Origin of the sequence: Rhizobium pantanalense (assembly GCF_030182525.1) — a bacterium.
Classification (GTDB): domain Bacteria; phylum Pseudomonadota; class Alphaproteobacteria; order Rhizobiales; family Rhizobiaceae; genus Rhizobium.
The window spans coordinates 97,708-115,425 of record NZ_JAQJCH010000006.1; the positions used below are offsets into that span (position 1 = coordinate 97,708).

The following is a 17,718-nucleotide window of genomic DNA, read 5'->3' on the forward strand; positions in this document are numbered from 1 at the left end:
GGTAACCATAACACTCAGTTAAGAGCACCGAGTAAGTGTAACAGCGAGTATCACATGGCGTCAGTTTTCCCGCTTGCCGACCTCAGGACTTCAGCCGTTCCGGGGTCCTGGATCGACACGATCATCAAGGGCGATTGCGTGGCCGCTCTTGAGGCACTGCCCAATCAATCCGTCGACGTCATCTTCGCCGACCCGCCGTACAATCTCCAGCTTGGCGGCACGCTGCATCGTCCGGACCAGTCGCTGGTCGACGCCGTCGATGACGAATGGGATCAGTTTGCCTCCTTCGAAGCCTATGATGCCTTCACTCGCGCCTGGCTGCTCGCCTGCCGCCGCGTGCTGAAGCCGACGGGCACGATCTGGGTCATCGGCTCCTATCACAATATCTTCCGCGTCGGCGCGACGCTGCAGGATCTGAACTTCTGGATCCTCAACGACATCGTCTGGCGCAAGACCAACCCGATGCCGAATTTCAAGGGCCGCCGTTTCCAGAACGCGCATGAGACGATGATCTGGGCGAGCCCGAACGCCAAGGCCAAGGGCTATACCTTCAACTACGATGCCATGAAGGCCGCCAATGACGACGTGCAGATGCGTTCCGACTGGCTGTTCCCGATCTGCAGCGGCAATGAGCGGCTGAAGGGCGACGATGGCAAGAAGGTGCATCCGACCCAGAAACCGGAAGCGCTGCTCGCCCGCGTCATCATGGCCTCGTCCAAGCCCGGCGATATCATTCTCGACCCCTTCTTCGGATCGGGCACGACCGGCGCCGTTGCCAAGCGCCTCGGCCGCCATTTCGTCGGCATCGAGCGCGAGCAGGATTATATCGATGCGGCCAGCGCCCGCATCGCCGCCGTCGAACCGCTCGGCAAGGCGGAACTGACTGTGATGACCGGCAAGAAGGCCGAAGTCCGCGTTGCCTTCAACGTTCTCATCGAAAGCGGCCTTATCAAGCCGGGCCAGGTGCTGACGGATGCCAAGCGCCGCTATAGCGCTATCGTGCGCGCTGACGGCACGGTCGCCTCGGGTGGCGAGGCCGGTTCCATTCATCGCCTTGGAGCGAAAGTTCAGGGCCTTGATGCATGCAATGGGTGGATGTTCTGGCATTTCGACGACGGCCGTTCCCTGCGCCCGATCGACGAACTCAGAGCTATCATCCGCAGCGATCTGGCCAAGGTCGAGTAGCTTCGGCCCATTTCCCGCAAACGTATCCGCCTTCTTCCGCCGTGTACCTCCAGTCAGGGAAGAAGGTGAAATGCACAGGGCCTTGCCGGACGATCTATCCGGCAAGGCCCTGTGCGTCTTTAGTGTCAGATTTTAGAAGTCCTGATAATCCGTAACGTCGACGCGCACGACACGGCCGTCTTCGTTAAACGTAATCGTTTCCTCACCTTCGCGGATCAGCGGCTTGCCCGTCTTGCTGTTGGTGGCGCGGACAGACCAGACGGCGCGGCCGGACAGCGGCGTCAGCGTCTCCACGAGGGAGTTCGATGCCGTCTGATCCGGGTAGGTGTCGAAATAGCCGCGGAAGGCTTCCATGATCGCCGCGCGGCCGGCAAGGCTGCCGACGCCGTTCGAAACATAGGTGGCATCCTCGGCGAAGAAGTTCTCGATCGCCTCATAGTCGAGGCGATTGATTGCATCATGGAACAGATCAATGCGTTCTGCAGGGTCAAAGATCATCGGCTCAAACCTTTATGCCATGGGCGGCGAGATCGCTACGCAACTTCTCGGCACCGGTGAAGTGAACTGCATGCCAGCCGGCGGCCCGCGCACCTTCGACGTTCGGATAGGAATCATCGATGAAGATCGTCGAGGCCGGGTCGAGACCGAAGCTCTTGGCGTGGGTATCATAAATAGCGACATCCGGCTTGATCAGGCCGATATCGCCGGAAACCGTCACGCCGCGCGGCTTCTTGAGGAAGGGATAGCGCTCCTGCGCCTCGCGAAAGGTGTCGGAGGCAAAATTGGTCAGCATGGTGACGTCGCGGCCTTCCGCGATCAACTGCTCCAGAATGGCAACGCTATCGTCATAAGCATGCGGAACCATCTCATGCCAATATTTACGGAAGCTGCGGATTTGTTCTTCCCGTTCGGGATGATCGGCGATCAGCAGGGCCTCGGCGTCTGCCCAGGTGCGACCGCGATCCTGCTCAAGATTCCACTCATGCGTGCAGACATTGGCGAAAAACCATTGGCGCTCGGCATCGTCCGGAATGATCCGGCTGTAGGGAAGGTTTGGATCATAGTGGATGAGAACCTTGCCGATATCGAAAACGATATGCCGTATTTCCGTCGTCATAAATGAATTCCTGAATCTGATTTAAAGGCTTTTTGCGAACGCATTGGGAATAGCCTGCGCGATCGCTTTTTTCATGACTGTTGGCAGTGCCTGGTCTTCAAGATTTGTAACCGGCGCCCACCATCCGTCATGGTTGTCATTCCGCGGGACCGATTTGGCACGCCAGATCGACAGCCGCAGTTCGAAATGCGTGAAGACATGCGTCACCGTGCCGGCCGGTTGCCAATCGGCCGGGAAGGGGGCCGCCTCTATGCCGGTCTCGCCATCGATGCGTGCCGTCCAGCCGGTCGTCGGAACCTCGGTCATGCCGCCGAGCAGCCCGCTTTCAATGCGACGACGCAGGAAGATTTCACCCTCGTCATTGACTGCGACGAAGGCCGCGCCTTGGCGCACCGGCTTTTCCTTCTTGGCTGACTTGACCGGGAAACGTTCGGGATCATATGCAGCCAGCGCCTGACAGGCGCCGTTGAAGGGACAGAGCGAACAGACCGGGCGCTTCGGCGTGCAGATCGTCGCGCCGAGATCCATCATTGCCTGGGCGAAATCGCCTGGCCGGTCCGCAGGTGTCAGCAGGGCAACCTTCTGCTTCATCAGCGGCTTGGCGCCCGGCAGCGGCGCCGAAATCGCATAGAGACGGGAAATGACGCGCTCCACATTGCCGTCCATCACGGCTGCTTGGCGATTGAATGCGATGGCGGCAACCGCGGCAGATGTATAATCGCCGATACCCGGGAGCGCTCGCAGACCCTCCTCGGTGTTGGGAAAACGGCCGCCATGATCGGCTGCAACCGCTTCGGCGCATTTCTTCAGGTTGCGGGCGCGAGCGTAGTAGCCGAGCCCTGCCCAGGCAGCCATGACGTCTTCATTCGCAGCCGCGGCGAGATCATTGACGGTCGGCCAGCGCTCCAGGAATTTCGCGAAATAGGATTTGACCGCCGGCACTGTCGTCTGCTGCAGCATCACTTCCGACAGCCAGACGCGATAGGGATCGGCCTTGATACCACTCGCGGCCATCGGCGGCGAGACCCGCCAGGGCAGGTCGCGGTGATGTCGGTCGTACCAGGCAAGCAGGCGTGCGGCCGTGGGGGATTCTAAAGTCGTGGTCATGATTTGCCGCGTCGAGGGGAAGTGCTCTATACTTGGCCAAGCTGCGTCGGGCGATCAAGGTCCGCGATGCACAAAGCATGCACCGGAAGCCGATTGAGATGAGTTATCCCCGAAAAGGCGAAAAGCAGATTTCCGAGCTGACCAACGGTATCGTCGATCCGGTGCTGGCAAAGCGTGCCGGCATCAACACAACGCTGCTCGGCTGCTGGGACGAAATCGCCGGCGAGGACTTTGCCGACTGTACGCGGCCAGAGAAGATCGCATGGGCAAAGCGAACCGGCCCCGGCATGGACGACCGCTATCAACCCGGCGTACTGACGATTGCCTGCGAGGGCGCCCGCGCACTCTTCCTGACCCATGCCCAGGGCGAACTCATCCAGCGCATCAACAGCTTCTTCGGTTTCTATGCCGTCAATCAGATCCGTATCGTGCAGAAGTCGGTCTCGATCGCGTCCAGGCGTTCGCACACACCACCGCCTTTGAAGGGCGAGGCCGCGCGCAAGCTGGCTGATATGATTGAGGGCATCGAGGATGAGAAGATCAGGGCCGCGGTTCAGCGCCTTGGCACGGCCATGGCCTGGAAACGCCGGTAGGAGATAATCCGGGCTTGCTTTCCCGCCAATGACACTGTCATACTCAGGCGAGATTTGCGAGGAACTGGATATGCGAAGCAGCAAGCCAATCACGGTTACATTGGGTAAGCAGCAGCGTAGCGTGGATGCCCGATTGGAATCCGGAGCATACGACTCCGCCAGTGAAGTCCTGCGCGCTGCTTTGAGGGCGTTGGACCGTGAAGAGGAAGTCATCGATCAAATAATGCGCGCAAAGATCCAGGAAGCTCTTGATGATCCGCGACCCAGCAGAGATGCGGACGAGGTTTTTGATAAAGTTGAAAGAATGCATGCTGAGCGAATGAAAGCCGCCGGTCGTGACGTATAAGGTCTCTTTCAGCGCTCTTGCCGAAGAAGACGTTATTGGCATCTATGAGTTCATTGCGAAAGATAGTCCGAGCCGCGCGTTGTCATTTATCCGAAGACTTCGGGAGCAGTGCGAAACACTTAAAACAATGGCGGCCCGAGGGCCTCAACGCGAGAGTTTAGGTCCGGGTGTTCGTATTATGGTGTTTGAGCGGCGGGTTACCGCCGCTTATCATATAAAGAACGAGCAGGTCGTCATTCTACGTCTCTTTTATGCTGGGCAAAATATCCCAGCGACCTTGCTCGATGAACACTGAATTTGCATAGATCCGGATCGATTCCGATAGCAATTTTAGCTTTTTGTCTTTCCCAGGTCACAATTCTTTGAAGAAAGTTGGCCAACCGTGCCTTGTTAGCGGCAAGCTGCCGTTATATCGCATGAAACTTCGAAGACCTCTTTCAACGACGGGTGACTCTATGCCGATGTCCGACATGCTCTTGACCAAACGCCACCTGCTGGGCGGCTCTGCCGTTGCAGCTCTTTCCGTGGCGTTCTCTGCCTTTGCCGACACCGCATCCGCCGCGTCAGCCGAAGATGAAGTGCCGCCGTCGGATGGCAATGTCGACATGAACGAAGTGCTGAAGCCCGGCCCGCTGCCGGAGATCGCACTCGGCAAAGAAGATGCGCCCGTCAAGATCGTCGAATACATGTCGCTGACCTGCCCGCACTGCGCGCATTTCGCCGTCACGACCTTCGATACGATCAAGCAGAAATACGTCGATACTGGCAAGGTTCGCTTCATCATCCGCGAATTCCCGTTCGATCCGCGCGCTGCCGCAGCTTTCATGCTGGCCCGCTGCGCCCCGCAGGAACAATACATGCCGATGGTCGAAATGCTGTTCAAGCAGCAGATCGCCTGGGCCTCGCCTGACGTCGATGGACGCGCTGCGCTGCTGCAAATGTCGAAACTCGCTGGTTTTACTGAGGATAGCTTCACGAAATGCTTGACGAACCAGAAGCTTCTGGATGATGTCAATTCCGTACGGGAACGCGCAGCCAAGGATTTCGGTGTCAATGCAACGCCGACCTTCCTGATCAATGGCAAGCGCTATGCAGGGGACATGTCTGTTGCTGCCATGTCGAAGCTTATCGACAGCCTGCTCTGATCCGCGCCTTTTTCGATCACAGGCGGGCGGCCGAGGTCGTGCGCCTGCTTTCCATTACCTCCCCCTCGAGGGGAGAGGTCGCGCGGAACGCGCGGGTGGGGGTGATTTCTGGGGTGAACGCATGATCACCCCACTCCGGACCTTCGGTCCGACCCTCCCCTTCGAGGGGAGGGCGGAGATCAGCCCATGAAGTTCAATAGACTGAGGCTTGTCGGCTTCAAATCCTTCGTCGAACCGGCGGAATTCGTTATCGAGCGCGGCTTGACCGGTGTCGTCGGCCCGAATGGCTGCGGCAAGTCCAATCTTGTCGAAGCCCTGCGCTGGGTGATGGGCGAGAATTCCTACAAGAACATGCGCGCCTCCGGCATGGACGACGTGATCTTCTCCGGATCCGGCAATCGCCCGGCCCGCAACACCGCCGAAGTCGGCCTCTACCTCGACAATAGCGATCGCACTGCGCCCGCCGCTTTCAACGACAGCGACGAAATCCAGGTGACGCGCCGCATCGAACGCGAGCAGGGCTCGGTCTATCGTATCAACGGCAAGGAAGCGCGCGCCAAGGATGTGCAGCTGCTGTTCGCCGACGCTTCTACCGGTGCCCGTTCGCCTTCCATGGTCGGGCAGGGGCGTATCGGCGAGCTGATCCAGGCAAAGCCCCAGGCGAGACGCCAGCTGCTCGAAGAAGCGGCGGGCATTTCTGGCCTGCACTCGCGCCGCCATGAAGCCGAGCTGCGCCTTCGTGCCGCCGAAAGCAATCTCGAGCGGCTTGACGATGTAACGTCGCAGCTCGAAAGCCAGATCGAGAGCCTGAAGCGCCAGGCGCGGCAGGCCAACCGCTTCAAGATGCTCTCCGCCGATATCCGCGCCCGCGAGGCGATGCTGTTGCATATCCGCTGGGTGCAGGCCAAGGAAGCCGAAGCCGAGGCCGATAGCGCGCTGAACCAGGCAACCGTGCTTGTCGCCGAAAAGGCGCAGGTCCAGATGGAAGCGGCAAAGGCACAGGGCATCGCCAGTTTCAAGCTGCCGGAACTGCGCGACGAAGAGGCGAAAGCCGCCGCCGCTTTGCAGCGTCTGCAGATTGCCCGTTCGCAGCTGGAGGAGGATGTCAATCGTATCCTGCGGCGGCGGGATGAGTTGATCCGTCGTCTGGCGCAGCTCGGAGAGGATATCAACCGCGAGCAGCGCCTCGTCGCCGACAATGCCGCTATTTTGGAAAAGCTCGACGCAGAAGAAGCCGATCTCGCCGATATTCTTGCCGATTCCGGTAGGCTTGCGGAAGAGACGCGTATCGCCTTCGAGGAGGCCGCCGCCAAGCTCGCTGACAGCGAGCGGATATTTACTGTTCTGACCGCAGAACGCGCCGAAGCTGCCGCTGCCCGTAATCAGCTGGAGCGCGCCATCCGCGATCTGGCCGATCGCAAGATGCGGCTCGAGCGACAGGCCGATGAAGCGAACCGCGAGCTTGCCGCCATTGACGAGAAGATGGCCGATCTGCCCGACCCGAGTGAAAAGCGCGACATGGTCGAGGCGGCGGAAAGTGTCGTTGCGGATGCGGAAAGCGAGATCCAGCGCATCGAAGCCGTTCTTGCCAAGGCGCGTGAAACCGAGGCGCTGTCGCGTGGTCCGGTCGAGCAGGCGCGGGCGCGTCTGAATGCGCTGGAAACCGAGGCGCGGACCATTTCCAAGATGTTGGCGGCGGGCGACACGTCCGGTGCCTTTTCGCCTGTTGCCGAAGAGCTGCGTGTCGACCGTGGCTTCGAAACGGCGCTTGGCGCTGCACTTGGCGATGATCTGGAATCCTCGCTCAATTCCGAGGCACCGGTCTATTGGTCGGACAATGGCAGCGGTGCTAACGACCCGGCCTTGCCGGAAGGCGCCGCGCCGCTGATTACCCATGTCGGCGCGCCGGCGGCACTGACGCGCCGTCTACGCCAGATCGGCATTGTCTCGGTGGAAGATGCGCTGCGGCTGATGCCCGAGCTGAAGCCGGGACAGCGGCTGGTGACCAGGGATGGCGCCGTGTTCCGCTGGGATGGTCACGTGACCGGAGCGGATGCGCCGAGTGCGGCTGCCCTGCGGCTCGCCCAGAAGAACCGCCTCTCCGAGCTGGAGGCTGAAGCCGAGCTCGCCCGTGATGTGCTTGTCGAGGCCGAGGAGCGCCTCTCTGCCGCCGCCGATGCGATCCGGGGCGAAGAAGGCCGTTTGGCCACCGCCCGTGACGCAAGCCGCCTTGCAGCCCGTCATCTGGCCGAGGCGCGCGAAGCGCTAGCTGCGGCGGAACGGGCTTCCGGCGATCTTATCCGCCGCCGCGACGTCATCGTCGAGGCCGTCAGTCGGCTGCAGGAGCAGCTGGAAGACGTTGTCATGCAGGAAGAGAACGCCCGCATCGAATTGGAAGATGCGCCGAATCTCGACGCCATCGATCTGAAGCTGCGCGACCAGCAGGCTGAAGTCGCGACGGATCGCGGTGTGCTGGCCGAAGCACGCGCCCGCCATGAGGGCCTGAACCGCGAAAACGAGGCGCGGCAACGTCGTATCATGGCGATCCGCCAGGAGCGCGACACCTGGCGTCAGCGCGCAGCCAGCGCCGAGGAGCACATTCAGACGCTGCGCGACCGTGAAGAGGAAGCGCGCGAGGAGGCGGCCGAGCTCGATTTGGCACCCGATGAGTTCGACGACAAGCGCCGCGCCTTGATGAACGAGTTGCAGAAGGCCGAGGAGGCTCGCCGCCAGGCCGCCGATCGCCTTGCCGAAGCTGAAGGCATCCAGCGCGAAGCCGATCGCCATGCGGCGACGGCACTCTCCGAGCTTGCCGAAAGCCGGGAAAAGCGCGGCCGCGTCGAGGAGCGGCTGGTGTCGGCGCGTGAGCGTCGGCAGGAAAGCGAATTGCGCATCCGCCAGTCCCTGAATGTCGAGCCGCATGAGGCCATGCGCCTGACCGGCCTTTCAGCATCGCAAAACGTGCCTGATCTGCGCGAGGTCGAGCGCGAGCTGGAGCGCCTGAAGATCGAACGTGAGCGTCTCGGTGCCGTCAATCTGCGCGCCGAGGAGGAAAGCAAGGAGCTGACGGAGCGGCTGCAAGCGCTGATCAAGGAGCGCGATGACGTCATCGACGCCATCCGGAAGCTGCGCGGCGCGATCCAGAGCCTCAACCGCGAGGGTCGCGAACGCCTCATCGTCGCCTTCGACATCGTCAATGCGCAGTTCCAGCGGCTGTTCACCCATCTTTTCGGTGGCGGCACGGCGGAACTGCAGCTCATCGAGTCGGATGATCCGCTGGAGGCAGGCCTCGAAATTCTCGCCCGCCCGCCGGGCAAAAAGCCGCAGACCATGACGCTGCTTTCCGGCGGCGAGCAGGCGCTGACGGCCATGGCACTGATCTTTGCGGTGTTCCTCACCAATCCCGCGCCGATCTGCGTCCTGGACGAAGTGGATGCGCCGCTCGACGACCACAATGTCGAGCGCTACTGCAACCTCATGGACGAGATGGCGGCCTCTACTGAGACTCGCTTCGTAGTCATCACGCACAATCCCATCACCATGGCCCGCATGGATCGCCTCTTCGGCGTCACCATGGCGGAGCAGGGCGTCTCGCAACTCGTTTCTGTCGATCTGCAAACCGCCGAACGGCTGCGCGAAATCGCTTGAGCGCCGTTCCACGTCTGGATTGAGAAAACTGTTCCCGTTTCGACAAGAAATTGCCGCGTCGGCTGCCGCGCATCATGAAAGCGTGCTAGTTTCGGTCTTCGATCAACAACATGGGCGCTGATCCGCCCGGAAGGGAAGTATGTCTGATTCGACTGGCGGTATTTTCGATATCCTCGGAATACTTGCCGTATTGCTGCTCGTCGCCGCCAACGGTTTTTTCGTTGCGGCGGAGTTCTCTCTGGTGTCCGTTCGCCGCAGCCGCGTGACGGAACTTGTTGCCGAAGGGCGGATGAACGCCAAGGCGCTGCAAAAGGCGGTCGACAATCTCGACGCCAATCTGGCCGCCACGCAGCTCGGCATCACCATTTCGTCGCTGGCGCTTGGTTGGGTCGGCGAACCCGCTCTTGCTCATCTGCTCGAGCCTCTGCTCGATTTTCTGCCTGGAACATGGGCCGCGGCTGGGTCGCATGCGATCGCCGTCGCCATTTCCTTCATTATCATCACGGCACTTCATATCGTGCTTGGTGAACTCGCGCCGAAGAGCCTGGCGTTGCAGCGCAGCGAGGGCACTGCGCTCGGTGTCGTGCGACCGCTCGGCCTGTTCCTCTTCCTGTTGCGCCCGGCCATCACCGTGCTCAACGGCCTCGGCAATCTCGTGCTTCGCCTCTTCGGGCTGCGCCCTGGCGCAGGCGAGGGTTCGCTGCATTCGCCGGCCGAGATCAAGCTGCTGATTGCCGAAAGCCAGGAGGCGGGCCTTCTGGAGCAGGCGCAGCAGGATCTGGTCGAACGCGTCTTCAATATCGGCGACCGCGATGTCTCCGACATCATGACGCCGCGGCTCGAGGTCGAATGGATCGATGCCGACGATCCGCCGGAAGAAATGCAGAAGACCATCCGTGAAAGCCGCTTCGAGCAGCTTCTCGTCGGCCGCGGCTCGATCGACGAGCCGATCGGCATGATCTTGAAGAAGGATCTGCTCGATCAGCTTCTGAATGGCGAGCCGCTGAACCCGATGGCCGTCATCCGCCAGCCGCTGGTCGTTCATGAATCTACGGCCGTCTTCAAGGTGCTGGAAAACTTCAAGCGTGCCCCCGTTCGCCTCGCCATGGTCATCGACGAATATGGCAGCCTGGAAGGCATCGTCACGCAAACGGATCTTTTGGAAGCGATCGCCGGCGATCTGCCCGACATGGACAACGACACGCCCGATGTCGTCGAGCGCGCCGACGGATCGCTGCTGATGGAAGGTATGATGCCGGTCTATGACGCCTTCGCGCGGCTCGGACTTCGCTTCAGCGACGAGGACGTCAATTTCCATACGCTCGCAGGCTTTGCGCTTTACCAGCTCGGCCATCTGCCGGAGGTGGGTGAAAGCTTCTCCTTTGGGGACTGGCATTTCGAGATCGTCGATCTCGACGGCATGCGCATCGACAAGATCCTCGCCCAGCGCGAGCCGCAAGCTTAGAGCAATTCCAGGAAAAGTGCGCAGCGGTTTTCCATCCGGAATTGCGTGAAAACAAAGAGCTAGAGCGGTTCAGAGGTTCCGTGAAAAAGTTGAACCGCTTTAGCCGTCAAGTCGCTTTGAATGGACCCGGAGGCTCCCGATTTCGATCAATTGATCGAAATCGGGAGCACCGGAGGAGTTGGACGGAGACGATGACGAATTGGGTCTACACATTCGGCGACGGTAAGGCCGAGGGGGGCGCCGGCGATTTTGAACGGCTCGGCGGCAAGGGCGCAAATCTTGCTGAAATGTGCAATCTCGGCCTGCCGGTTCCACCGGGACTGACGATCGTCAGCGATGTCTGCAGCTTCTATTACAAGAACGGCCGCAAAATCCCTGAGGAGCTGAAGCCGCAGGTCATGCGAGGTCTGCAGCGAATGGAGGCCATCACCGGGCGCAAGTTCGGCGATACGGAACGACCGCTGCTGGTATCCGTGCGCTCCGGCGGCCGTGCCTCTATGCCGGGCATGATGGACACGGTTCTCAATCTCGGGCTCAATGACGCTACAGTGCAGGCGCTCGGCCACGATGCCGGCGATGCTCGTTTCGCCTGGGACAGCTACCGCCGCTTCATTCAGATGTATGCCGATGTCGTCATGGGTCTCGACAATGAGGTCTTCGAAGAGATTCTGGAGGATGAGAAGGCGCGGTTCGGTCATGAGTTCGATACCGATCTCACCGCCGTTGAATGGCAGCATGTCGTCTCGATCTACAAGGCAGTCATCGAGGAAGAATTGGGCGAGGCCTTCCCACAGGAGCCGGAGGTTCAGCTCTGGGGTGCTGTCGGTGCCGTTTTTGCCAGCTGGATGAACGCGCGCGCCGTCACCTATCGCAATCTGCACAATATTCCCGAGGCCTGGGGCACCGCCGTCAATATCCAGGCGATGGTGTTCGGCAATCTCGGCAATTCGTCCGCGACAGGCGTCGCCTTCACCCGCAATCCCTCGACCGGCGAGAAGGAGCTTTACGGCGAATTCCTCGTCAATGCGCAGGGCGAGGATGTCGTTGCCGGCATCCGCACGCCGCAAAGCATCACGGAAGTCGCCCGCATCGCGTCGGGCTATGACAAGCCGTCAATGGAAAAGCTGATGCCGGAAGCCTTTGCCGAGTTTCGCAGTATTTGCGCACAGCTGGAAGCGCATTACCGCGACGTACAGGACCTGGAGTTCACCATCGAACGCGGCAAGCTTTGGATGCTGCAGACGCGCAATGCCAAGCGAACCACCAAGGCTGCGATGAAGATCGCCGTCGACATGGTCGATGAAGGGCTGATCACGGAAGACGAAGCGGTTTCCCGCATCGAGCCGACGACACTGGACCAGCTTCTGCACCCGACGATCGACCCGCGCGTCCGCCGCGAGGTTATCGGCTCCGGTCTTCCTGCATCGCCTGGTGCTGCCACCGGCGAGATCGTCTTTACCGCCGAAGAGGCGATCATTGCCGAGGAAGAAGGTCGCAAGGCGATCCTCGTGCGAATCGAGACGAGCCCTGAAGATATTCATGGCATGCATGCCGCCGAGGCCATCCTGACCACGCGCGGCGGCATGACCAGTCACGCAGCCGTCGTTGCCCGCGGCATGGGTATTCCTTGCGTCGTCGGTGCCGGAACCATGCGCATCGACATGCGCAATGAAAAGCTGATCGGCATTGGCGTCACCTTGAAGAAAGGTGATATCGTCACGATAGACGGCTCTAGCGGCCAGGTCCTGAAGGGCGAAGTGCCGATGATCCAGCCGGAATTGTCGGGCGATTTCGGGCGCATCATGGCTTGGGCGGACCGCTCGCGCCGCATGACTGTGCGCACCAATGCCGACACACCCGCCGATGCGCGCGCGGCCCGTTCCTTCGGCGCCGAGGGCATCGGCCTTTGCCGTACCGAGCATATGTTCTTCGAGGGCGATCGCATCCATGTGATGCGCGAGATGATCCTTGCGGAGGATGAAGCGGGCCGCCGTGCCGCCCTTGCCAAGCTCATGCCAATGCAGCGACTCGATTTTACCGGCCTGTTCACCATCATGCATGGCCTGCCAGTGACGATCCGGCTGCTCGATCCGCCGCTGCACGAATTCCTGCCGAAAACGGATGAGGAAATCGCCGAGGTTGCCGGCATCATGGGCATGGAGCCGGCCGCCCTGCGCCAGAGGGTGGATGCGCTGCACGAGTTCAATCCCATGCTCGGCCATCGCGGCTGTCGTCTGGCGATTTCCTATCCGGAGATCGTCGAGATGCAGGCCCGCGCGATCTTCGAAGCGGCGGTCCTCGCCGCACGCGAAACGGGGGCCGCCGTTGTACCCGAAATCATGGTGCCGCTCGTTGGCCTGCGCTCGGAGCTCGATTACGTCAAGGCCCGCATCGACGAGGTGGCGCGCGCCGTGATGACCGAAGCGAAGATGAAGATCGACTATCTCGTCGGCACGATGATCGAGCTGCCACGCGCCGCCTTGCGCGCCCATATCATCGCAGAGGCTGCCGAATTTTTCTCCTTCGGCACGAACGACCTGACGCAGACGACATTTGGCATGTCGCGCGATGACGCCGCCGCTTTTATCCCGACGTACCAGCGCAAGGGCATCATTGAGCACGATCCTTTCATATCGCTCGATTTCGACGGAGTCGGCGAGCTCATCCGCATTGCATCGGAGCGTGGCCGCCGCACGCGCAACGATATGAAGCTCGGCATCTGCGGCGAGCATGGCGGCGACCCCGCCTCGATCCATTTCTGCGAGGATATCGGGTTGGACTATGTATCCTGTTCCCCCTTCCGCGTGCCGATCGCGCGGCTTGCCGCAGCCCAGGCGGCGATCAAAGGGCGAGCCTGATTCTCTAAAGCTGAAATATCCCGGTCAGTGCCGCCAGTAGCCGCGATGATAGTAATATCCCGGGCCGCCAACGACGACGGTCGGACCCCAGAAGAAATCATCATTGCTTTCCATGAAAGCCCGCTGGTCCGCGCGCCGGCTAAGATCCTGATTCATCAGGCAATTAGCGAAGTTTTGGGTGCCTGGCCTGAAGCCGTAGCCACTGCATCTCGCCTCGTCAGCCGCGCGTATTTCCTCGGCAGTCTGGCAGGAGGAGAGCGCAAGCGTGATGGTGAGGAGGGAAAGGATGGAGGCGGCGATACGCATGACTTTGTGTCCTGGATGCTGATGTGCAGGCACGAACTATAGCGCCACGCGGCATGGCGCGAAAGGCGTATTGGACCGTAGGCCGGATAGCTTACGCTGCTTCCTTGGGCTTTGCCGGCAGCCTTTGCAAGAGATCGACGAAGGCATCGGCGAAACGTAACAGGTGTTCGGTCTCTTCGTCCGGCTGCAGCAAACGGATTTCCGCGCCATCCTCGTCCAGCGCGGCAAAGAGCGTGCGCATCGTCGCATCGCTTTCGGGAATCCGGATGACGGCCAGCCTCCGGCAATCGGAGATCAGTCCTGCTGCGGGGAGATCGAAGAGGAAATCGCCGTGCACCGCCGAGGTGGCGTGCCGCACGGCCTCGCAAAAGCCCGGTTCCCCGCCGGAAAAACCTTCGAGCGAAAGCTCCAGCTCCAGGAGTTCCAACGGCAGAATAGGGTCGACCGTATCGGCTCCGGCAATTGCCGCGCCCGGCAGTGCCTTGGCAGCGACGTCTTGAGAAAGCATCGGTTCCATCTCATCAAGTCCTTTCGAAGCCTCGATAAAACGCTAAAGAATGGCCTTTTTTAGGAATTTAAGCAAGCGCTCACGTTTTTGGTCTAAAGCATGGCGCGCAAAAGTGCGTAGCGGTTTTGCGATAACGTCATGCGAAGAAACGAGGGCCTAAAGCGCGAGGAGCGAATCTCAGAGATCGCGACGCGCTTTAGGCGTTACTGGTTTGAGCCTTGAGAGAACATTGCATGTTGGTGCCGTGACATTCGATTTATTTTCGCCGTTTCTTGATCTAAACATAGGTCGTATTTTGGGATTCGGTGCATCCGGCTTCCGATCCGACGCGCCGACGAGCCCTTGATGACCATTCGCTTCGACCGTCCCGTTTCACATGCCGCCCGCGCCGCGCGTCTGATTGCTTCGTTTGCCTTGGTGCTCTGCGGGGTGACCCTGATCGGCCATCGCTTCGCGCCGCTGGAAACGCCTTACTTCGTTCTGCTGCTCCTGATTTCCGCCGGCTGTGCCATTCTGGCGGTGCTGCTTGCGCTGGTCGGCCTTGCTCAGCTTTGGCAGAGTGCCGCCATTGGCGGCGTCTCCGCCGTCAAGGCTCTCATCTATGCCGCCCTGCCGCTTGCCATTTTCGGCTTCGGTGCCGAGCGCTACTGGACCCGGCCGCATATCTACGAGATTTCGACCGATCTCAACGATCCGCCGGAATGGCTGGCAACACCGGATGCGCGGCAGCTGTGGCTGCCGCCGCGCCATCTGGTGACGCAGCAGGAACGCGAGGCGCAGTTCGATGCCTATCCCGCCTTGATCAGCCGCCGCTACGAGGGCGCTGCCGACCGTGTTCTGGAGGCGGTGCGCAAGGTCGCGCATGATTATCACATCACCATCGTCAAGGCCGAAGGCGCCGATGTGGCCGATCCGAATGGCAATGTGAGGCCGAAGCGGCGTGGACGCCCGCAGACCGTCAATCCAGCCCAGGATGACAGCGCAGCCGGAGATGTGCCCGCCATCGTTCCCGTGCCGACGCCACGTCCCTTCCGTGATGGAGTGGCGGAACTCATCCGCCAGAATACCGATGTCATCCTGCAGGGCGACGTGCGAACCCGCATTTTTGGCCTGCCATGCGACATACTGATCCGTATTCGCGAGGAGGCGGAAACGACGCTCGTCGATATCCGTGTTGCCTCCCGCTATGGCCAGGATGATCTCGGCGTCAGCGCTGATCTGGCCGATGGTTACCTGAAGGCGCTGGATGCCGAACTGCTCGGCATCGCCGGAAGCTGAGACGGTTCAAGCCGGTCGATATGTTCCTAACAGCGCCGGCGGCCCATCGGTTTCCACCTGACCCTTCTCCACCAAGTCTTCCAGATGCGCCAGCACCGAAAGTGCCGCTGCGCCATGCAGGCGCGGATCCGTATCGCGATAGATGGCCTTCACCATGTCCGGGATCAGCCGGTCCCCGGCCTTGATGCGTTCCAATACGGCGCGCTCGCGCATGCGGCGGTGGGTTCTGAGGCCGCGCATGAAGGAGGCCGGCTCCTTCACCGGCCCGCCATGTCCGGGCAGGAGTAGCCGGTCGTCGCGAGCGAGAAGCCGCTCCAGCGAAGCCATGTAATCCGCCATCGATCCGTCAGGAGGCGCGACGATCGAGGTTGCCCAGGCCATGACATGATCGGCGGAAAAGACGATACCCATGCCCTCGAGCGCGAAGCAGGCATGATTGGCGGTGTGGCCGGGCGTCAGCAGTGCCGTCATCGTCCAACCGTCCCCGGAGACGCTTTTACCATTGGCGAGCACGATATCCGGTTGAAACTCCATGTCGGAGCTTTCGGCAAAGGGATTGATCTCGCCCTGATGCAGCTGGCGCGCGGCCCGATGCGGCCCTTCGCCGACGGTCAGCGCCCCCGTCGCCTCTTTAAGCCTTTTCGCCAGCGGCGAGTGATCGCGGTGGGTATGGCTGACGAAGATATGCGTGACCTCGCGCCCCTTCAGTGCCGCTATCAGGGCGGTGAAATGCGCATCATTCTCCGGGCCGGGATCGATGACCGCCACGGAAGAGCCACCGACTATGTAGCTGTTGGTTCCATGAAAGGTAAAGGCGCTTGGGTTGTTGACCGTTATCCGCTCGATGCCCGGCGCAACGGGGACAGCGCGGCCATAGGCAGGCTCGAAGGCAAGGTCGAAGTCAGGCGTGCTCATGATTGCTTGTATTCGATTTCGATGAATGACATAGGCTCTGAGCCGGCATTGACGACATTGTGCTCGACGCCGGCCTCGCGCCGATAGGCGGCACCCTTGGCGATATCGACGCGCCTGATGCCGCCGGGCTCCTCGAGCAGAAACTCGCAATCCGTCATCGGCACCACGACATAGCCGAGGCCATGGACATGATGGCCAGTATCGGCGCCAGGCTCGAAATCCCAACGCGTGATGCGGCAGACGGCATCATCGAGAAGCACCGTGGGCATGGCTGGCGGGCGGGCGCGAAACTGGCTCATCAAGCCTCCTCATTTCGAATGCAGTGCAGCAAGACCTATCATAGCGCCCGAAAAAGCGCACAGAAATATGCATCCATGCATCACTTAGTCATTGTAGCGGCAAGCGACCTTTGCTAATCAGACGCCGATTTGGCTGGCATGACAGCCAGTTCCTCTGTTGGGGCGTCGCCAAGCGGTAAGGCACCGGTTTTTGGTACCGGCATTCCCAGGTTCGAATCCTGGCGCCCCAGCCATTTTTCCAACGGGTCCGTTCTGGACACAAGGACAATCCTCTTTGTATTGAGACGGTGGGCGCTAGGCGCGTGACTTGCAAACAAAAACAGGCAGCCCTCGCAGGCCGCCCGTTGATATTGCTTCGCGATGAAGCTTTTGGCCTCAGTCCGCTTGTTCGGCTTTTGCAGTCTTTTCCACCGGTGCCAGAAGCTCGGCACAGTAGGACGGGCCGTTGACGCCGGGCTGGTCGCCAAGGATTTTGACGGAGCGGATTTCGTAGCTCTGATTGGTGACGATGTCGGCCTTGCAGCTGAGGGAGCGCTTGCCGGCTTTCTTGCCTTCCTTGTTGACGATGGTGACGTTCTTGTAGCCGCCACGCCAGGTGTAGACGCGGTTGCCGCCTTCGTCACGATCTGAGATCGGCGGGCCGTAAGCCGCGAAGAAGCGGCCTGCGGACTGGCCCTGCCAGCGATCCTGAACCGGGTTCTTCGCAAGCAGCGGCAGGGCTGCTGTCGTTGTTGTCGTCGTGGTGCTGCAACCGGCCAGCGCCAGCAACAGTCCAGCCGCGGTCATCATGCGGATATTCATTGTGTCGTCCTTGAGCTTCTGTCACGCATAAGGTTGCGGAAAGGCCGCTGTCCCACGGCATTTTCCACCTGTCCCGCTTAGGGCTTTAGCGCCAAAGCCGGCAAAAGAAAATTCCCATCCGCGTGTACGAACGGGATTTTACTTGAT

Annotated in this window: 17 protein-coding genes and 1 tRNA gene; 10 read left to right on the top strand and 8 right to left on the bottom strand. The window is 60.7% G+C overall.

The features are described from left to right. Positions 1-54: 54 nt before the first annotated feature. On the top strand, positions 55-1,185 hold the full coding sequence (locus PH558_RS16370; RefSeq protein ID WP_095434181.1) for a site-specific DNA-methyltransferase: 1,131 nt from the start codon (positions 55-57) through the stop codon (positions 1,183-1,185). Positions 1,186-1,317: 132 nt separating this feature from the next. On the opposite strand, the gene PH558_RS16375 is transcribed toward PH558_RS16370, so the two are convergent. From PH558_RS16375 to mutY, 3 genes are read right to left on the bottom strand one after another with little or no spacing between them, the layout of a single operon-like run. Continuing rightward, the gene (locus PH558_RS16375) at positions 1,318-1,683 is read right to left on the bottom strand and encodes a nuclear transport factor 2 family protein (protein ID WP_095434182.1); all 366 of its coding nucleotides are present in this window, start codon (positions 1,681-1,683) and stop codon (positions 1,318-1,320) included. A 4-nt stretch (positions 1,684-1,687) separates the two neighbouring features. Then, positions 1,688-2,302, bottom strand: coding sequence for an HAD family hydrolase (locus PH558_RS16380; RefSeq protein WP_285205545.1), 615 nt, complete (start codon positions 2,300-2,302; stop codon positions 1,688-1,690). 21 nt (positions 2,303-2,323) lie between these two features. Then, a complete protein-coding gene (mutY, locus tag PH558_RS16385) occupies positions 2,324-3,412 on the bottom strand; it encodes an A/G-specific adenine glycosylase (RefSeq protein WP_285206018.1) in 1,089 nt (362 codons plus the stop codon). A gap of 95 nt (positions 3,413-3,507) precedes the next feature. On the opposite strand from mutY, the gene PH558_RS16390 reads away from it, so the two are divergent. The 7 genes from PH558_RS16390 (at position 3,508) to ppdK (ending at position 13,464) form a co-directional block, all read left to right on the top strand. Further along, positions 3,508-4,002 (top strand): DUF721 domain-containing protein, encoded by a 495-nt coding sequence (locus tag PH558_RS16390; RefSeq protein ID WP_285205546.1) that lies wholly within the window; start codon positions 3,508-3,510, stop codon positions 4,000-4,002. A gap of 70 nt (positions 4,003-4,072) precedes the next feature. Beyond that, positions 4,073-4,348, top strand: a complete 276-nt coding sequence (locus tag PH558_RS16395) for a type II toxin-antitoxin system ParD family antitoxin (RefSeq protein WP_285205548.1) — start codon at positions 4,073-4,075, stop codon at positions 4,346-4,348. Then, positions 4,338-4,643 carry a type II toxin-antitoxin system RelE/ParE family toxin gene (locus tag PH558_RS16400; RefSeq protein ID WP_285205549.1) on the top strand — a complete coding sequence of 102 codons (306 nt, stop codon included), beginning with the start codon at positions 4,338-4,340 and terminating at the stop codon, positions 4,641-4,643. The genes PH558_RS16395 and PH558_RS16400 overlap by 11 nt, the downstream gene beginning before the upstream one ends. Positions 4,644-4,803: 160 nt before the next feature. Beyond that, on the top strand, positions 4,804-5,493 hold the full coding sequence (locus PH558_RS16405; protein WP_095434186.1) for a DsbA family protein: 690 nt from the start codon (positions 4,804-4,806) through the stop codon (positions 5,491-5,493). A gap of 186 nt (positions 5,494-5,679) precedes the next feature. Continuing rightward, on the top strand, positions 5,680-9,141 hold the full coding sequence (smc, locus tag PH558_RS16410; RefSeq protein WP_285205550.1) for a chromosome segregation protein SMC: 3,462 nt from the start codon (positions 5,680-5,682) through the stop codon (positions 9,139-9,141). A 139-nt stretch (positions 9,142-9,280) separates the two neighbouring features. Beyond that, complete coding sequence (locus tag PH558_RS16415; protein WP_095434188.1) at positions 9,281-10,606, top strand: hemolysin family protein; 1,326 nt, start codon at positions 9,281-9,283, stop codon at positions 10,604-10,606. Positions 10,607-10,797: 191 nt separating this feature from the next. Continuing rightward, positions 10,798-13,464, top strand: coding sequence for a pyruvate, phosphate dikinase (gene ppdK, locus PH558_RS16420; protein WP_285205551.1), 2,667 nt, complete (start codon positions 10,798-10,800; stop codon positions 13,462-13,464). 24 nt (positions 13,465-13,488) lie between these two features. On the opposite strand, the gene PH558_RS16425 is transcribed toward ppdK, so the two are convergent. Together PH558_RS16425 and PH558_RS16430 are read right to left on the bottom strand one after the other, a co-directional pair. Next, a complete protein-coding gene (locus PH558_RS16425; protein ID WP_285205554.1) occupies positions 13,489-13,770 on the bottom strand; it encodes a hypothetical protein in 282 nt (93 codons plus the stop codon). Positions 13,771-13,861: 91 nt separating this feature from the next. Next, entirely contained in the window at positions 13,862-14,278 is a 417-nt protein-coding gene (locus tag PH558_RS16430) for a hypothetical protein (RefSeq protein WP_285205555.1), read from the bottom strand. 345 nt (positions 14,279-14,623) lie between these two features. Here PH558_RS16430 and PH558_RS16435 point away from each other — a divergent pair, with 345 nt between their 5' ends. Beyond that, positions 14,624-15,556, top strand: coding sequence for a DUF1499 domain-containing protein (locus tag PH558_RS16435; RefSeq protein ID WP_113232087.1), 933 nt, complete (start codon positions 14,624-14,626; stop codon positions 15,554-15,556). Between the two features lie 6 nt (positions 15,557-15,562). Here the strand turns inward: PH558_RS16435 and PH558_RS16440 are convergent, their stop codons facing one another. Together PH558_RS16440 and PH558_RS16445 are read right to left on the bottom strand one after the other, a co-directional pair. After that, positions 15,563-16,471 carry an MBL fold metallo-hydrolase gene (locus PH558_RS16440; RefSeq protein WP_285205556.1) on the bottom strand — a complete coding sequence of 303 codons (909 nt, stop codon included), beginning with the start codon at positions 16,469-16,471 and terminating at the stop codon, positions 15,563-15,565. Continuing rightward, positions 16,468-16,770, bottom strand: coding sequence for a cupin domain-containing protein (locus PH558_RS16445; RefSeq protein ID WP_285205558.1), 303 nt, complete (start codon positions 16,768-16,770; stop codon positions 16,468-16,470). Before PH558_RS16445 ends, PH558_RS16440 begins: the two co-directional genes overlap by 4 nt. Positions 16,771-16,928: 158 nt before the next feature. Between PH558_RS16445 and PH558_RS16450 the strand changes: the two genes are divergently transcribed. Next, positions 16,929-17,003: transfer RNA gene (locus tag PH558_RS16450), tRNA-Gln, on the top strand. A 142-nt stretch (positions 17,004-17,145) separates the two neighbouring features. Here PH558_RS16450 and PH558_RS16455 read toward each other — a convergent pair. Continuing rightward, entirely contained in the window at positions 17,146-17,571 is a 426-nt protein-coding gene (locus tag PH558_RS16455; RefSeq protein WP_285205559.1) for a hypothetical protein, read from the bottom strand. Between the last annotated feature and the right edge of the window lie 147 nt (positions 17,572-17,718).

What these genes read in the sequence shown, in the direction of transcription:
- PH558_RS16370 (WP_095434181.1), top strand. Translation starts at nt 55, where the DNA reads ATGGCGTCAGTTTTCCCGCTTGCCGACCTCAGGACTTCAGCCGTTCCG.
- PH558_RS16375 (WP_095434182.1), bottom strand. Translation starts at nt 1,683, where the DNA reads ATGATCTTTGACCCTGCAGAACGCATTGATCTGTTCCATGATGCAATC.
- PH558_RS16380 (WP_285205545.1), bottom strand. Translation starts at nt 2,302, where the DNA reads ATGACGACGGAAATACGGCATATCGTTTTCGATATCGGCAAGGTTCTC.
- PH558_RS16390 (WP_285205546.1), top strand. Translation starts at nt 3,508, where the DNA reads ATGAGTTATCCCCGAAAAGGCGAAAAGCAGATTTCCGAGCTGACCAAC.
- PH558_RS16395 (WP_285205548.1), top strand. Translation starts at nt 4,073, where the DNA reads ATGCGAAGCAGCAAGCCAATCACGGTTACATTGGGTAAGCAGCAGCGT.
- PH558_RS16405 (WP_095434186.1), top strand. Translation starts at nt 4,804, where the DNA reads ATGCCGATGTCCGACATGCTCTTGACCAAACGCCACCTGCTGGGCGGC.
- smc (WP_285205550.1), top strand. Translation starts at nt 5,680, where the DNA reads ATGAAGTTCAATAGACTGAGGCTTGTCGGCTTCAAATCCTTCGTCGAA.
- PH558_RS16415 (WP_095434188.1), top strand. Translation starts at nt 9,281, where the DNA reads ATGTCTGATTCGACTGGCGGTATTTTCGATATCCTCGGAATACTTGCC.
- ppdK (WP_285205551.1), top strand. Translation starts at nt 10,798, where the DNA reads ATGACGAATTGGGTCTACACATTCGGCGACGGTAAGGCCGAGGGGGGC.
- PH558_RS16425 (WP_285205554.1), bottom strand. Translation starts at nt 13,770, where the DNA reads ATGCGTATCGCCGCCTCCATCCTTTCCCTCCTCACCATCACGCTTGCG.
- PH558_RS16430 (WP_285205555.1), bottom strand. Translation starts at nt 14,278, where the DNA reads ATGCTTTCTCAAGACGTCGCTGCCAAGGCACTGCCGGGCGCGGCAATT.
- PH558_RS16435 (WP_113232087.1), top strand. Translation starts at nt 14,624, where the DNA reads ATGACCATTCGCTTCGACCGTCCCGTTTCACATGCCGCCCGCGCCGCG.
- PH558_RS16440 (WP_285205556.1), bottom strand. Translation starts at nt 16,471, where the DNA reads ATGAGCACGCCTGACTTCGACCTTGCCTTCGAGCCTGCCTATGGCCGC.
- PH558_RS16445 (WP_285205558.1), bottom strand. Translation starts at nt 16,770, where the DNA reads ATGAGCCAGTTTCGCGCCCGCCCGCCAGCCATGCCCACGGTGCTTCTC.
- PH558_RS16455 (WP_285205559.1), bottom strand. Translation starts at nt 17,571, where the DNA reads ATGAATATCCGCATGATGACCGCGGCTGGACTGTTGCTGGCGCTGGCC.